Source organism: Paenibacillus spongiae (assembly GCF_024734895.1).
Classification (GTDB): domain Bacteria; phylum Bacillota; class Bacilli; order Paenibacillales; family Paenibacillaceae; genus Paenibacillus_Z; species Paenibacillus_Z spongiae.
The window spans coordinates 737,082-752,237 of sequence record NZ_CP091430.1 but is presented as its reverse complement, the minus strand read 5'-3'; the positions used below and the strand labels follow the sequence as shown (position 1 = coordinate 752,237).

Sequence of the window (15,156 nt, the reverse complement as noted above, 5' to 3'; positions counted from 1 at the left end):
AGCTAATGGTCCAGCGGCTTTCGCGCCTGTCCGGCGCCACTAAATTGCATTACTAGATAGCCCGCCGGTTCCTGCTATAATGTCGTCACCGTCACATGACGGCCATCGAGCGATACCGCGCCCGATGCAATCCGTTGAACGACCCAAGGGAACACCTCTTGCTCTACCGCATGAATGCGAAGCGCAAGCGTCGCTTCCGTGTCGCCGTCCAACACCTCAACCGTACGCTGGGCAATGATCGGCCCCGTGTCCATGCCGCCATCGACGAAATGAACGGTAACGCCCGTCACTTTCACCCCGTAGTCCAATGCCTGCTTGATACCGCCGACGCCCGGAAAAGCCGGCAGCAGCGCCGGATGGATGTTGATCATCCGCCCCGCGAACGCATCGACCATAACCGGCGTCAAGATACGCATGTATCCGGCCAGCACGACCAGCCCGATGCCGCGCTTCTGCAGCTCCGCCAGTATCTCCCGCTCATAGTCTTCTCGGGACGCGTACTCCTTCGGCCGGAAGAGAAACGTGTCCACGCCGGCCCGCTTGGCGCGTTCCACGACGGGCGCCTCCGGCTTGTCACAAACAAGAAGCTCGAGGCTTGCGCCCTCGAGCCGGTCTTGTTGTGCCGCATCCGCCAATGCCTGGAAGTTCGTGCCTTGCCCCGAGGCGAATACCGCGATTCGAAGCCCTGCCATTACACGTCCGCTCCGGTAAACGTCACGATACGGCTTCCTTCGGTCACCGTACCGATCCGGTACGCGTCCTCGCCAAGCTCGCGCGCCACGCGCAGCGCTTCGTCCGCCTGCTCCGCAGGTACGACGACGACCATGCCGACGCCCATATTGAAGGTCGTGAACATGTCGCGGTTCGTGATGGAGCCCTTCTCCTGCATCAGGTTGAAGATCGGCTGAATCGGCCATGAGCCGTATTCGATTTCAACATTGACGCCTTCAGGCAGAACGCGCGGAATATTCTCGATAAAGCCGCCGCCCGTAATATGCGCCATGCCCTTCACTTGTACCTGCTTGATCAGCTCAAGCACCGATTTCACATAGATACGCGTCGGCTCCAGCACGACATCGCCCAGCTTCTTCCCGTCAAGCTCGGATAATACGTCATCCAGGCTGTAGCCCGATTGCTCAAGCAGCAGACGACGCACAAGCGAGAAGCCGTTGCTGTGAATGCCGCTGGACGCGAGGCCGATTACCGCATCGCCTGCGGCGATCGACTTGCCGTCGATAATATTCTTCTTATCGACAATGCCCACCGTGAAGCCTGCGATATCGTACTCGTCGCCGCTATACATGCCCGGCATCTCCGCCGTTTCGCCGCCGATCAAGGCGCAGCCGGATTGCAGGCAGCCATCCGAGATGCCCTTGACGATCGCTTCGATCTTCTCCGGAACGACCTTCCCGCACGCGAGATAATCCAGGAAGAAGAGCGGCTCTGCGCCCTGGACAATGATATCGTTCACGCACATCGCCACAGCATCGATGCCAATCGTGTCATGCTTATCCATGGCAAACGCGATTTTCAGCTTCGTGCCGACACCGTCGGTGCCGGAGACAAGAACCGGTTCCTCGTACTTGTCCTTGTTCAGTCCGAACAACCCGCCGAATCCGCCAAGATCGGTGAGCACTTCAGGACGGAACGTCTTCTTCACGTGCTTCTTCATCCGTTCGACCGCTTCGTTGCCCGCCGCGATATCGACACCGGCTTGTTTGTACGCTTCTGCCACTGTGGTCACTCCTTAATAGTTGTTGCGGGTATCGCCGATCTCCTTGAAGATCAAGCGATGCTTGCATCGCAAGCGTTCACCCGCTTATTTGATCCCGTGAAGGGTTAATGTTCTAAATTTAACTTCCCGATGTACTGCGCCAGAGCCATAGCTCCCGGCCAACCGGGTCTTTCACACCGTGCAAAGCTCCGAGCATGCGGTGCTGCGTCGCATGATGTTCCCGCTCCTAGCAGCTGCAGCTCTTGTCCGAGCTGAAATCGACCGGCGTCGGGTAGTCGTTGTCGAAGCAGGCCATGCACATGCCGCGGTTGAATTGACCTTCGTTGCCGCCGACCGACTCGATCAAGCCTTGATGCGTCAAGAAGGACAACGAGTCCGCATTGATCGCCTGGCGGATCTCCTCCACGGTCTTCTGGGAGGCGATCAGCTCCTTGCGGTCCGGCGTATCGATGCCGTAATAGCAAGGGTTCATGAATGGAGGCGATGTTATGCGAACATGCACCTCTGTCGCACCAGCCTCGCGCAGCAGGTTGACGATTCGCAGAGAGGTCGTGCCGCGCACGATCGAATCGTCGATCATGACGACACGCTTGCCCTCGACCACCTTGCGGACGGCCGACAGCTTCATCTTGACCCCTTTTTCGCGAAGCTCCTGCGACGGTTGAATGAAGGTGCGTCCCGTATATTTATTTTTGATGAGGCCCAGCTCGTATGGAATGCCCGTTTGCTCGGCGTATCCGATCGCGGCCGAGATGCTCGAATCCGGCACGCCCGTTACGACGTCGGCGTCGACGAACGCTTCCAGCGCCATCCGCTGCCCCATCCGTTTGCGTGAAGCATGAAGATTAATTCCATTAATATCGCTGTCCGGACGCGCAAAATAAATATATTCCATCGCGCATGTCGCGCGGCGCTCAAGCTCCACGAACCGGTCTTGGCGCAGGCCGTCCCGGTCCAGCACGAGCATCTCGCCCGGCTGAACGTCGCGCTCATAAATAGCGCCGACCGTTTCCAGCGCGCAAGTCTCGGAAGCGAAGACATAACCATTGCCGAGCTTGCCCATGACGAGCGGCCGAAGTCCGTGCGAATCGGAAGCGACGAGCAGCTTGTCGTTGGTCATGATGAGGAACGCAAAGCCGCCGACAAGACGCTGAAGCGCATCCTTGGCCGCCTCGACGAAATCCTTGCTCGAACGCGCGATCAAATGCGCAATCACTTCCGTATCGCTCGTCGTCTGGAAGATCGAGCCCAAGTTCTCCAGCTCTTCGCGGATACCCGGCGCGTTCACGATGTTGCCGTTCGTCGCGATAGCGAGGTCGCCGGCGCGGTATTTGAATACGAGCGGCTGTGCATTCGCAAGCTTGCTCTCTCCCGCGGTCGAGTATCGAACGTGACCGATCGCCATATTGCCCGCCAGTGTGTCCAGCTTATCCTGGTCAAAAACCTCTTTCACAAGGCCCATGTTGCGATGGTAGTTGAATGTGCCTTCCTGTTCCAAATCAACGGTGCAAATTCCCGCGCTTTCCTCGCCCCGGTGCTGGAGCGCATGCAAGCCATAGTACGCGAGCGTCGAGGCGTGCGGGATGTTGTACACCCCGAACACGCCGCACTCTTCACGCAGCTTGTCGAATATATCGTCGCGCCCTATTCCCTCGTTATAATGAGAACCTGTCCACAGCTTCGGAAGCTGCATCACTTCATCAGACATGGAATCGCATCCTTCCAAACCTTCTCCAGTTGTTCAACCGGCGCTGCAATGCCCGGTTTGCCGTTGATGTTAAGGGTCAATGCGCTGCCGCGTACGACGCCGATCTCCGCGTTCGGTACGCCCTTCTCCGTCAGCAATGCCGTCAATTTCGCCGCTTGCTCCGGTTTGGCCGACAGCAGAATCCGCGATTGCGATTCGCTGAACAGCGCCGCGTCGGCGCGAAGCGAGGTCGTCACATTGACGTCCGCGCCCTGCTTGCCGCTGATGCACGATTCTGCAAGCGCCACGGCAAGGCCGCCTTCGGATAGGTCATGCGCGGAAGCGACAAGACCTTGGCGAATTGCTTCCAGCACTCCGTCCAGCAGCTTCTTCTCCGCTGCGAGCTCGATCTGCGGCGGACGCCCTTCCGACTTGCCCTGCAGCACGTACTGCAGCTCGCTGCCGCCCAACTCGTTCTTCGTTTCGCCGAGCAGAATGATAACGTCGCCTTCGGATTTGAAGCCTTGCGTCGTAATATGGTCCACGTCTTGCACGAGTCCGACCATGCCGATAACCGGCGTCGGATAAATCGCGCCTTTCGCATTCTCGTTATACAGGGATACGTTGCCGCCGATAACCGGCGTTTCCAGCACGCGGCAAGCATCGGAAATGCCGTCGGCGGCCTTCTCGATCTGCCAGAATACTTCCGGCTTCTCCGGGCTGCCGAAGTTCAAGTTATCCGTAATGGCCAGCGGCTCGGCGCCCGAGCATACGATGTTGCGCGCCGCTTCCGCGACGGCAATGCGTCCGCCCACTTCCGGATCGAGGTAAACATAGCGCCCATTACAGTCGGTCGTCATCGCCAGCGCCTTGCGCGTGCCGCGGATTGTGACGACAGCTGCGTCGGATCCGGGTTGAACGGCTGTGCTCGTGCGCACCATATAGTCATACTGATTGTATACCCATTCCTTGCTCGCTACTGTCGGAGAGGCAAGCACCTTCTTGAGCGCGTCCGTCAAATCGGTCACTTCGGCATAAGCCGTTGTATCGATTGCGCCGTTCACCGCATAGTAAGCAGGCTCTTGGGACGGCTTGTTATAGACCGGACACTCGTCAACGAGCGCTTGAACCGGCATGTCAGCCACTTCCTCGCCTTTATGGAACAGGCGGAGACGGCCGTCGTCCGTCACTTTGCCGACCTTCGCGCAGATGATGCCCCAGCGGTCGAAAATCTCTTTCGCCTGCGCTTCATGCTGCGGCTCGACGACGAAGAGCATGCGCTCCTGCGACTCCGACAGCATCATTTCGTAAGGGGTCATGCCTTCCTCGCGCTGCGGCACCTCATCCAGGTACAGCTCAAGGCCGTTGCCTGCTTTGGATGCCATCTCCGCACTGGAGCAGGTCAGACCCGCGGCGCCCATATCTTGAATGCCGAGTACGATACCCGAGTTAATGAGCTCCAGCGTCGCTTCCATCACAAGCTTCTCCATGAACGGATCGCCCACTTGAACCGCCGTACGCTTCTCCTCCGATTCCTCGGACAGCTCGACGGATGCGAAGGTCGCCCCGTGGATGCCGTCGCGGCCCGTTGCAGGACCGACATAGAAGACCGGGTTGCCGACGCCCTTCGCGACGCCGCGCTGGATCTTGTCATGATCGATGAGACCTACGCACATCGCGTTCACGAGCGGGTTGCCTTCATAGCTCTCGTCGAACATCACTTCGCCCGCTACCGTCGGGATCCCGATACAGTTGCCATAGCCGGCGATACCGCTCACCACATTCTCGAACAAATATTTCACGCGCGCATTCTCCAGGCTGCCGAAGCGCAGGCTGTTAAGCAGCGCCACCGGACGGGCGCCCATGGAGAAGATGTCGCGGATAATGCCGCCCACACCCGTTGCGGCGCCTTGATACGGCTCAACCGCGGACGGATGGTTATGCGATTCGATCTTGAACACGACGGCTTGATTGTCGCCGATATCGACGATTCCCGCGCCTTCGCCCGGTCCCATGAGAACCTTCGGTCCCGTGATCGGGAACTTCTTCAGGATCGGCTTGGAGTTCTTGTACGAGCAGTGCTCGGACCACATGACGCTGAATACGCCGATTTCCGTGTAGTTGGGTTTGCGGCCGAGAAATCCGCAGATAAGCTCATATTCATAATCGGTTACGCCGAATTGCGTGTAGATTTTCTGGTCCGCAATTTGCTCCGCCGTCGGTTCTTTAGCCGTTAACTGCTGCGCCATGCTGTTCCCTCCATGCGTTCAAAATCGATGTAAACATCCGTTTGCCGTCTTCCGAGCCAAGCAGCTGATCAATTGCGCGCTCCGGATGCGGCATCATGCCGACGACGTTGCCGCGCTCATTGCAAATGCCCGCGATATCCTCGAGCGACCCGTTCGGATTCGCTCCCGCTTTATAACGGAACACGATTTGGTTGTTCGCCTTCAGCTGCGCCAAGGTGGCGTCGTCGCAGAAGTAGTTGCCTTCGCCGTGCGCGATCGGAATGTCGATGATCTCGCCTTGGCTGTATTGATTCGTAAACGCCGTATTGTTGTTGACCACTTCCAGCAGCGCGCTGTGGCAGCGGAATTTCATGCTATTGTTACGAAGCAGGGCGCCAGGCAGCAGGCCCGCTTCCGTCAAGATTTGGAACCCGTTGCAGATGCCGAGGACGAACTTGCCCTGCTCGGCTGCTTTGACCACTTCGTTCATAACCGGAGCGAAGCGCGCGATTGCGCCGCAGCGCAGGTAGTCGCCATAAGAGAATCCGCCGGGAACGAGAATGGCGTCATACTCGGACAGATCGGTTGCCGTGTGCCATACATAGTCGACCGGCTGGCCGATTGTGTCTTCCACAGCCTTGTAGCAGTCAATGTCGCAGTTGGAGCCGGGGAACACGATTACCGCGAATTTCATCGCCTTAACCCTCCAGTTCAAAACGGTAGTCTTCGATGACCGTGTTGGCCAGCAGCTTCTCGCACATCGCTTTCAGACGGGATTCGGCTTCCGCGCGGTCCGTCGTGTCCAGCTCAAGCTCGAGGTATTTGCCGATGCGCACTTTGCCGACTTCGTCAAAGCCCATCGAGTGCAGCGCGCCTTGTACGGCGCTGCCTTGCGGATCAAGCACGTTTTGTTTGATCGTTACGTAAACCGTTGCTTTCATGGGGGGTCGCCTCCTAATAGTTAGGGCTGGATGCTCAAAGCCGCTTACAGCGACTTGCCTGTCAGCCGTTCGTAGATATTCAGATAGTTGTTTGTCGTTGCGTTGACAACCGAATCCGGAAGAGGGTCCGGCTTGCTGTTCTGATCCCAATCGGAATTCAGCAGATAGGCACGTACCGGCTCTTTGTCCATGCTGTCGATTTCGATATCGTAAGCGTATTTATCCTTCGCCCAGAACCGCGAGGAGTCCGGCGTGAAAATTTCATCGATAAGAATGACTTTACCGTCTATAAGTCCGAACTCGAATTTGCAATCCGCCAGTATAATGCCCCGTTCTTCACAATAACCATGCGCAAATTCATACAGCTTCAAGCTATGATCGCGAAGCTCTTCAGCCAGCTCGGCTCCGATCAGCTCCTGCATCCGCTCGAATGGTATATCCTCGTCATGTCCGACATCGTTCTTCGCGGCCGGCGTAAACAGCGGCTTCTCGAACCGTTCGTTCTTGCGAAGGCCCGCCGGAAGCTCAATGCCGTTGATTGCCGATGTTTTCACATATTGTCGCCATCCGCCGCCCGTAATATAGCCGCGTACGACGCATTCAATATCGATCCGCTGCGCCTTCTTCGTGACCATGATGCGGTTGCGAAGCAGCTCGGGATCCGTGACGACATCGCTCAGCTTGTCGACATCGGTATGAATAACGTGGTTCGTAAGAATGGAAGCCGTCTGCTCGAACCAGAATGCGGATAGCCGGTTGAGCACATTCCCCTTCTGGGGAACCGCCGGATCAAGCACGTAGTCGAACGCGCTGATGCGGTCGGTGACGACGATCAAATAATGCTCGCCGAGATCATACAGCTCGCGCACCTTGCCCTTGTACAGCAGCGGCGCCTTCACAACATCCACAGCGGTGGATAACGCTTGTTCTGTCATCATCATTCGCTCCTTCGCACCGGCCCCGCGCGCCCGATCAGGCGGCAGGACCGATACCTTCATATCGAATCGGCTGCCGCTCCTAAATCAGTTCCAACCGTTTGAAGATCGTTTCCACATGCTTCAGATGCCAAGCCGGGTTGAATGCATCGTCGATTTCTTCGCTGGACAGCATGTCCGTAATTTCCTTCGTCTCGCCGATGATGTCGCGGAACTGGCGCTGCTCTTCCCATGCCTGCATCGCGCGCGGCTGTACCGTATCGTAAGCCTGCTCCCGGCTGAAGCCCTTGTCGATCAGCTTCGTCATGATGCGTCCGGAGAACGGCACGCCATAAGTCGCCTTCATATTCCGCTTCATATTCTCCGGGAATACCTGCAGATTCTTGATGATGTTGCCCAGACGGTTCAGCATATAGTTGAGCAGCATCGTCGCATCCGGCAAGATGACGCGTTCCACGGAAGAGTGGCTGATATCGCGTTCATGCCACAGCGTAACGTTCTCGTAAGCCGAGACCATGTGGCCGCGGATGACGCGCGCCAGGCCGGAGATGTTCTCGCAGCCGATCGGATTGCGTTTGTGCGGCATTGCGGACGAGCCCTTCTGTCCTTTGGCGAACGGCTCCTCGACCTCGCGGAATTCACTCTTCTGCAAAGCGCGGATCTCCGTCGCGAACTTGTCGAGCGAGGTCGCAACCAATGCCAGTGTAGCCATATACTCCGCATGGCGGTCGCGCTGCAGCGTCTGAGTCGAGATTGGCGCCGGCGTGATGCCCAGCTTGCGGCACGTAAACTCTTCGATTGCCGGATCGATATTCGCGTAGGTGCCGACCGCGCCGGACATTTTGCCGAATTGCACGCCGTTTGCCGCATGGCGGAAGCGCTCCAGGTTGCGCTTCATCTCTTCGTACCACAGCGCCAGCTTCAGACCGAACGTCGTCGGCTCCGCATGAACGCCATGGGTGCGGCCCATCATGGCCGTGTCCTTGTAAGCAACCGCTTGTCCGCGAAGGATTTCAATGAAGTTCTCGATATCCTTGTCCAGAATTTCGTTCGCTTGACGAAGCAGGTAACCGAGTGCGGTATCGACGACATCCGTCGATGTCAGTCCGTAATGCACCCATTTGCGCTCCGGGCCGACCGTCTCGGATACGGCACGCGTGAACGCGATTACGTCATGACGCGTTTCCTGCTCGATTTCGTAGATGCGGTCAATATCGAAGGATGCGCCTTTGCGCAGCGCCTCCACATCCTCCCGGGGAATAACGCCCAGCTCCGCCCACGCTTCGCAAGCGCAAAGCTCAACCTCCAGCCAAGCCTTGAATTTATTCTCTTCCGTCCAGATCGCTCTCATCTCAGGTCTGCTGTAACGTTCCAACATGCTTATTTCAACCCTTCCATATATTCGTCTCGGAGATCCAGGCAAGCGCAGCTTCCGTATCCGCGGCAAGCACGTTTACATGCCCCATCTTCCGTTTATGTTTCGCTTCATGCTTTCCATATAAATGAACCTTCGCCGCGACGCCGAGCCGCTGCGCCGCCTCATCCGTGTCCGGCAAGCGCGCAAGCAGCGGTTCCATATGCTCGCCAAGCACATTGACCATCACGACAGGCGTCATGAGCGATGTGTCGCCGAGCGGCAGGCCGCAAACCGCACGCACATGCTGCTCGAACTGCGAGGTTCTGCAGGCTTCCATCGTGTAATGCCCGCTGTTATGCGGCCTTGGCGCCAGCTCGTTAACGAACAGTTCCCCGCCCTCGGTCAAGAACAGCTCCACGGCGATCAGGCCGACAACGCCAAGCCCTTCCGCAATTCGCGCCGCGAGCGCTTCGGCATCGCGCTGCAGAGCCGCTTCGATTCTCGCCGGAACGATGGACAGGTGCAGGATGTTGTCCACATGAATATTCTCAGCCGCCGGAAAAGTACGAATTTCGCCTTGCGGATTTCTTGCCGCGATGACGGATAATTCTTTCTCGAACCGGATAAACTGCTCCAGCACCAGCTCTGTCCGCGCTCGGCTCAGCGTTTCATAAGCTTCCTCGATCTCGGCTTCGCTGCGTATGACCCACTGCCCCTTGCCGTCATAACCGCCGGTTGCGGTCTTCAGCACACTCGGCAGACCGAACCGCCGAACCGCCTCGCGCAGCTCCTCCACATTGCGAATTTCAGCATAGGGCGCGACCTGCACGCCTGCAGCTTCAATCGCGCGCTTCTCGCGCAGACGATGCTGCGTGGTATACAGCAGCTCGCTGCCCTGAGGCACATAGGATTCGTTCATGAGCATGGCAGCGACGCCAGCGTCGACATTCTCGAATTCGTAGGTGATGACATCCGCCCGCTTCGCCAGTTCGCGCGCTGCCTCGCGGTCGTCATAAGCGGCGACGATCTGCTCCGCTACTTGTCCGCAAGGCGCATCCGATGTCGGATCGAGCGTGACGAAACGATAGCCCATTGCGCTGCCAGCGTTAGCCAGCATCCGGCCGAGCTGACCGCCGCCGAGGATGCCAACCGTAGAACCCGGCAGAATAACTTTCGCCTTGTTCGCGTTGCCGGATTCATTCGTAACGGGGACGCATCCGTCGATACCGCAGCTTTCGCCTTCCATCCCGCCAATGAGATCGTTCAGAGGTATGAGGCCTCCGCCAAGTTTGCCGGATTCACTCATAGCGTCTCACTGCTTTCCAGCACTTCCCGCTGAATTCGGTCGCGCCGCGCTTGCACGCGCGCCTGCACGTCCGGATCGAATGCGCCCAGCATCTGCGCAGCGAGCAATCCTGCATTCGTCCCTCCGGCATTGCCGATCGCCACGGTTGCCACAGGAATGCCGCCCGGCATCTGCACGATCGATAGAAGCGAATCGAGTCCGTTCAGATTGGACGACTTTACGGGAACGCCAATAACCGGCAGAATCGTTTTTGCAGCGACCATGCCGGGCAGATGAGCGGCTCCGCCCGCTCCCGCGATAATGACCTTCAAACCGCGGGCTGCGGCGCTTTCCGCGTATTCAAACATCAGGTCCGGCGTGCGATGCGCCGAGACGACCTTCTTCTCATACGGAATTTGCAGTTCGTCCAGAACGTCGCAGGCCAATTTCATCGTTTCCCAATCCGATTTGCTGCCCATGATGACGCCCACTTTCGCTGACATGCACCTAACCCACTTTCGTATCTAAATTGTTTGTATTCACGATAGAAATAAAAAATGTCCGGCTTCAGCCTTCGATAGCGAATGACTGCGGCTGGACACGAACAAAAGGGGAACATTGACGCCTAAAGACAGGCGAAGGCTGCCCCGCTAAGGGACAACCTGAATTTCCCACTTTCACGCTCGTAGTCCGAAAATTTAAGGTTTTCGGGTAGAGACTTTCGGGCCATATTCCCGAACTTATACGAGATTAGCAGCACGAGACGGATCACGTCTCAGGCTTCTCTAGTTTACCGAATCGGTCAGGAAACTGTCAACCTTAAATACGAACATTAATTCAGTAAACTTTTATAAAAGTTCGCTTTTGCGTCACATGGAATCCTCCTATAGCCGAACATGCCTGCTTCTTAAGGCGAATGTCTGTAATGACGGGAGGAATGCTTGCAATTTCCGTTATTCTTATGACCATTAGCTTGCTCGCTGGATTCCAACTCCATACAAGTTATTTGACAAGTTCGGACAAGTCCCCGCTGAAGGGGTGGCTGCCGGGGCCGGCGTGGATGACGCTTCTGGTGTATACGTGCGGCTCTGTATGACCCGAAAACGCGGAAAACGGACTAATAGGTTCGCCCGTCACTTCGATGCGCCGCTGTAACGCCGTTTTTCGGTCTTACAGCTTTAAGTTCCGACGGAGCTGGTCGAGTCTCCGGCGCTGATCGGTCAGAAAACACAACATCTGTCTCCCGCGCCGGTCCGGGCAGATGGGCCGCGCCAGCCGCGGTACGCTGAGATAGCTGCTGCCCCTTTTACCATACATCGTAACGCGTCCGATAACCGCACCATCTCCCGCGCCCGAATATCAGCAAATAAAAAACAGCGCCGGTCCAAGCGCTGTTCTTATCTCTCTATTAGCCCGCGCCAAGCATCCCGTAACGCAGGACGATCAGAATCGCGAGAATCCACATTAACCAGTGGACTTTATATTTGCCCTTCTCGGACAGATTTCCAAGCGTTGCCAGGATCACGTAAGCCACAATACCGAATGAAATCCCGTTCGCGATATTGTAAGTGAAAGGCATGAACGCAACGACGAAGAAGGAAGGAATGGCATAAACCATATCGGTAAAGTCGATTTCCTTGACCGATTGCATCATGAGCACGCCGACGATGATTAACGCGGCAGCAGTAGCCGAACCCGGAATAAGGGAGATCAGCGGCCACAGGAACAGCGCCACCAGGAATCCGACACCTGTCGTAACGGCCGTCAGACCCGTACGTCCGCCTTGGGCAATACCCGCGGAGCTTTCAACGTAAGCCGTCACCGTACTCGTACCGAGCATAGCGCCGCCGCTGACGCCGATCGCATCGACCATCATGGCTTTACCGATTTTTTTCTTGCCTTTTTCCGGATCCTTCATGTATCCGGCACGTGTCGCCGTTCCGACGAGCGTACCGAACGTGTCGAACAACTCGACGAAGGTGAAGGTCAGAATAACCGAGATCAGACCGACTTCGAAGACGCCGGCAAAGTCGAAGTCCCAGAAGTTCAGCTTGGAGAAGTCCGGTAACCACGACTGTCCGGAGAGACCCGCGCTAACATTAACGTCGCCGGTAATAATCGCGATCAGCGTCGTGCCCAGGATCCCGAACAGAATAGCGCCCGGAACACGAAGGACCATCATTACCGAAATAAGCAGCAGGCCGATCAGCGTCAAGTATACGCTTGGGCTGGTGACATCGCCCATGTGGAATACCGTTTCGAAGCCTAATACATTGGTGAACACGCCCTTGGGAATGTCCGTCACCGTATTCTCGACCGCAACGGTAAGAACGCCGCTTGTTTTAAGCCCGATGATCGTAATGAACAGGCCGATCCCGACCGTGATCGCATGCTTCAGGCTGTCCGGAATTGCCGTAATCAGCATTTGGCGGACTTGGGTAAGCGTCAGAATGATAAAGATGATACCGGAGAAGAAAACGGCCGTCAGCGCCATTTCCGGAGATATCGTACCGTTAGAAGCCAAAACCGTTGCTGCAAAGTAGGCGTTAAGACCCATGCCTGGAGCAAGCGCAACCGGAAAGTTAACGAACAGCCCCATCAGAATGGTGAAAATGCCCCCCGCGAGCGCAGTAGCCAGGAAGACCGAGTAAACGTCCAGACCCGCGCTGCCCAGCAAGCCGGGGTTGACAGCCAATATATACGCCATCGTCATGAAAGTCGTCAGGCCTGCCATAATCTCTGTTCTTACATTTGTTCCGTGTTCCTTCAAACGAAAGAAACCGTCCATTTTTTAATGCCCTCCCCAAAAAATGTGTAGAACAAATAAAAAACCTAAGATTTATATGCTGATAGCAGCATATGTCCTCCTAGGTTCCGCGCAAAACAGGAAAAATATACACAGCGGACCGGTGCCATGGATATTTCCTGCTTTTCGTAGCCAGATCATTACGGTGACCTCGTAGAGACTCCCAGGCCGATTCCCGGGATTATACGAAAATATGCAATTGTGTTCTTTGTTCTTATTCCTACTCATCTTAAAAAGAATGGGACAAATCTGTCAACAACAATTTGTTGGTTTCTGTCGACAAATCGATCTACAAATCTTGCAAACCCGTTCCCTGCCCAGCAATGCCGCGGCTGTGGGAATTACAGCCAATCCACAACCGTTAGCTGCCCGTTCAGCGCCGATTATAAGCATAAAAAAAGCACCTCTTCCTTATCCATACAGGTTAAGAAAGAGGTGCCTGATCATCGGTCTATTTCAAAAGGTACTTATTCCCACTCGATCGTAGCCGGCGGCTTCGACGTGACATCGTAGACAATCCGGTTGACGTTGTCGACCTCATTCACGATTCGAACGGAGATCTTCTCCAGGATATCCCATGGAATACGGGCCCAATCGGCCGTCATGCCATCGATGGACGTAACGGCACGGATGCCGACTGTGTAGGAATACGTGCGGGCATCGCCCATAACGCCGACGCTCTTCATATTCGGCAGCGCCGTGAAGTACTGCCAAATTTCTCGGTCCAGTCCGGCTTTAATGATCTCGTCGCGAAGAATAGCATCCGAATCGCGGACAATCTTCAGCTTCTCTTCGGTCACTTCGCCAAGGACGCGGATCGCAAGACCCGGACCCGGGAACGGCTGACGCCAGACGATTGCATCCGGCAAGCCGCACTCTTCGCCGACTTTGCGCACTTCGTCCTTAAACAGCGCCTTCAGCGGTTCAACGAGCTTGAATTGAATGTCTTCCGGCAGCCCGCCCACATTGTGGTGGGATTTGATGGTTTGTGCGGTTGCGGTGCCGCTCTCGACGATATCGGTATACAACGTGCCTTGAGCAAGGAACTCAAAGTCGTCGAACTTCGCGGATTCTTCTTGGAAAACGTAGATGAACTCGTTGCCGATGATCTTCCGTTTTTGCTCCGGATCGTCCACGCCCTTCAGCTTGCCCAGGAAGCGCTCGCTGGCGTCGATCTTCACGACCTTCATGTCGAATTTGCCGACGAAGGTTTCCATTACGCCTTCGGCCTCGTCTTTGCGCAGCAGGCCATGGTCGATGAACATGCACGTCAGCTGATCTCCGATCGCTTTGTGCAGCAGAATCGCCACGACGGACGAATCCACGCCGCCGGACAAGGCGCAGAGCACTTTGCTGCTGCCGACCTGCTCGCGAATGTCGCGAATCGTGTCCTCGATGAACGTCTCCATGCTCCAATTTCCTTCGCAGCCGCAGATGTTGTACAGGAAATTGCGGATCATTTCGTTCCCCTGGATGGAGTGGCGCACTTCCGGATGGAACTGAACGGCAAACAGCTTGCGCTCCGGATGACTCATCGCCGCGATCGGAGCATGGTCGGTCGAAGCGTCGACGCGGAAGCCCGTTGGAAGCTCGACGACGTGGTCGCCATGGCTCATCCACACCGTTTGACGGTTCTCCAGTTCATGAACCAGGTGAGAACCCGGGTTGAATTCCACTTCAGCTTTGCCGTACTCGCGCTTGCCCGCGCGTTCAACCTTGCCTTGCAGCTGATGGGACATGAGCTGCATGCCGTAACAAATACCGAAGATTGGCAGACCCAGTTCATAGATGGCCGGGTCAACGAGCGGTGAATTCTCCTCGTACACACTTGCCGGACCTCCCGAGAACACGATGCCTTTCGGCTGCAGTTCGCGGATCCGTTCCGCCGGCGTGTTGTATGGCAGAAGTTCGCTGTATACGCCCAAATCCCGGATGCGTCTTGCAATTAACTGGTTGTATTGTCCGCCGAAATCGAGGACAACGATCATTTCATTTGGCTTATTCATGTAGTGCCGAGCCTCCCTCAAATCATTGGATTAATTATAATAACAGCGTTTGGGACAGTCAAGGCGGAAGAGCACCAGCCGCTTAAGCCTGTCCCGAATCCTCGGCAAATCGGTTGAAAACGATGGGCACGCCTTAAAAAGAAAGCCCCTTCCCAAAATTTGGGCGGAGCTTTCGG

General features: G+C 56.3%; 12 protein-coding genes and 2 riboswitches. All 12 genes read right to left on the bottom strand.

Annotation, left to right across the window (positions count from 1 at the left end; genetic code table 11):
• Positions 1–74: 74 nt before the first annotated feature.
• The 12 genes from purN to guaA all read right to left on the bottom strand — a co-directional run bounded on the left by purN (position 75) and on the right by guaA (position 14,980).
• Positions 75–692 carry a phosphoribosylglycinamide formyltransferase gene (purN, locus tag L1F29_RS03350; RefSeq protein ID WP_258386983.1) on the bottom strand — a complete coding sequence of 206 codons (618 nt, stop codon included), beginning with the start codon at positions 690–692 and terminating at the stop codon, positions 75–77.
• The gene (gene purM / locus L1F29_RS03345) at positions 692–1,735 is read right to left on the bottom strand and encodes a phosphoribosylformylglycinamidine cyclo-ligase (RefSeq protein ID WP_258386982.1); all 1,044 of its coding nucleotides are present in this window, start codon (positions 1,733–1,735) and stop codon (positions 692–694) included. The genes purN and purM overlap by 1 nt, the downstream gene beginning before the upstream one ends.
• A gap of 226 nt (positions 1,736–1,961) precedes the next feature.
• Positions 1,962–3,443 (bottom strand): amidophosphoribosyltransferase, encoded by a 1,482-nt coding sequence (gene purF / locus L1F29_RS03340; protein ID WP_258386981.1) that lies wholly within the window; start codon positions 3,441–3,443, stop codon positions 1,962–1,964.
• Positions 3,428–5,671 (bottom strand): phosphoribosylformylglycinamidine synthase subunit PurL, encoded by a 2,244-nt coding sequence (purL, locus tag L1F29_RS03335; protein ID WP_258386980.1) that lies wholly within the window; start codon positions 5,669–5,671, stop codon positions 3,428–3,430. The genes purF and purL overlap by 16 nt, the downstream gene beginning before the upstream one ends.
• Complete coding sequence (purQ, locus tag L1F29_RS03330) at positions 5,649–6,344, bottom strand: phosphoribosylformylglycinamidine synthase subunit PurQ (RefSeq protein WP_258386979.1); 696 nt, start codon at positions 6,342–6,344, stop codon at positions 5,649–5,651. The genes purL and purQ overlap by 23 nt, the downstream gene beginning before the upstream one ends.
• A gap of 4 nt (positions 6,345–6,348) precedes the next feature.
• Positions 6,349–6,591 carry a phosphoribosylformylglycinamidine synthase subunit PurS gene (gene purS, locus L1F29_RS03325; protein ID WP_258386978.1) on the bottom strand — a complete coding sequence of 81 codons (243 nt, stop codon included), beginning with the start codon at positions 6,589–6,591 and terminating at the stop codon, positions 6,349–6,351.
• A gap of 44 nt (positions 6,592–6,635) precedes the next feature.
• Positions 6,636–7,526, bottom strand: coding sequence for a phosphoribosylaminoimidazolesuccinocarboxamide synthase (locus tag L1F29_RS03320; protein ID WP_258389593.1), 891 nt, complete (start codon positions 7,524–7,526; stop codon positions 6,636–6,638).
• A gap of 82 nt (positions 7,527–7,608) precedes the next feature.
• On the bottom strand, positions 7,609–8,904 hold the full coding sequence (purB, locus tag L1F29_RS03315; protein WP_258386977.1) for an adenylosuccinate lyase: 1,296 nt from the start codon (positions 8,902–8,904) through the stop codon (positions 7,609–7,611).
• 7 nt (positions 8,905–8,911) lie between these two features.
• A complete protein-coding gene (gene purK, locus L1F29_RS03310) occupies positions 8,912–10,129 on the bottom strand; it encodes a 5-(carboxyamino)imidazole ribonucleotide synthase (RefSeq protein ID WP_258389592.1) in 1,218 nt (405 codons plus the stop codon).
• A 56-nt stretch (positions 10,130–10,185) separates the two neighbouring features.
• A complete protein-coding gene (gene purE / locus L1F29_RS03305) occupies positions 10,186–10,671 on the bottom strand; it encodes a 5-(carboxyamino)imidazole ribonucleotide mutase (RefSeq protein WP_258386976.1) in 486 nt (161 codons plus the stop codon).
• A gap of 163 nt (positions 10,672–10,834) precedes the next feature.
• A riboswitch (purine riboswitch) is annotated at positions 10,835–10,936 on the bottom strand.
• Positions 10,937–11,576: 640 nt separating this feature from the next.
• The gene (locus L1F29_RS03300) at positions 11,577–12,956 is read right to left on the bottom strand and encodes an NCS2 family permease (RefSeq protein WP_258386975.1); all 1,380 of its coding nucleotides are present in this window, start codon (positions 12,954–12,956) and stop codon (positions 11,577–11,579) included.
• A 127-nt stretch (positions 12,957–13,083) separates the two neighbouring features.
• Positions 13,084–13,183: riboswitch (purine riboswitch) on the bottom strand.
• A 258-nt stretch (positions 13,184–13,441) separates the two neighbouring features.
• Complete coding sequence (guaA, locus tag L1F29_RS03295; RefSeq protein ID WP_258386974.1) at positions 13,442–14,980, bottom strand: glutamine-hydrolyzing GMP synthase; 1,539 nt, start codon at positions 14,978–14,980, stop codon at positions 13,442–13,444.
• Positions 14,981–15,156: the final 176 nt, after the last annotated feature.

Bases quoted from the DNA above. Each gene is read 5' to 3' on its own strand.
- purE (WP_258386976.1), bottom strand. From the start codon at position 10,671: ATGTCAGCGAAAGTGGGCGTCATCATGGGCAGCAAATCGGATTGGGAA.
- purK (WP_258389592.1), bottom strand. From the start codon at position 10,129: ATGGAAGGCGAAAGCTGCGGTATCGACGGATGCGTCCCCGTTACGAAT.
- purS (WP_258386978.1), bottom strand. From the start codon at position 6,591: ATGAAAGCAACGGTTTACGTAACGATCAAACAAAACGTGCTTGATCCG.
- purB (WP_258386977.1), bottom strand. From the start codon at position 8,904: ATGTTGGAACGTTACAGCAGACCTGAGATGAGAGCGATCTGGACGGAA.
- L1F29_RS03320 (WP_258389593.1), bottom strand. From the start codon at position 7,526: ATGACAGAACAAGCGTTATCCACCGCTGTGGATGTTGTGAAGGCGCCG.
- purL (WP_258386980.1), bottom strand. From the start codon at position 5,671: ATGGCGCAGCAGTTAACGGCTAAAGAACCGACGGCGGAGCAAATTGCG.
- L1F29_RS03300 (WP_258386975.1), bottom strand. From the start codon at position 12,956: ATGGACGGTTTCTTTCGTTTGAAGGAACACGGAACAAATGTAAGAACA.
- purN (WP_258386983.1), bottom strand. From the start codon at position 692: ATGGCAGGGCTTCGAATCGCGGTATTCGCCTCGGGGCAAGGCACGAAC.
- guaA (WP_258386974.1), bottom strand. From the start codon at position 14,980: ATGAATAAGCCAAATGAAATGATCGTTGTCCTCGATTTCGGCGGACAA.
- purQ (WP_258386979.1), bottom strand. From the start codon at position 6,344: ATGAAATTCGCGGTAATCGTGTTCCCCGGCTCCAACTGCGACATTGAC.
- purF (WP_258386981.1), bottom strand. From the start codon at position 3,443: ATGTCTGATGAAGTGATGCAGCTTCCGAAGCTGTGGACAGGTTCTCAT.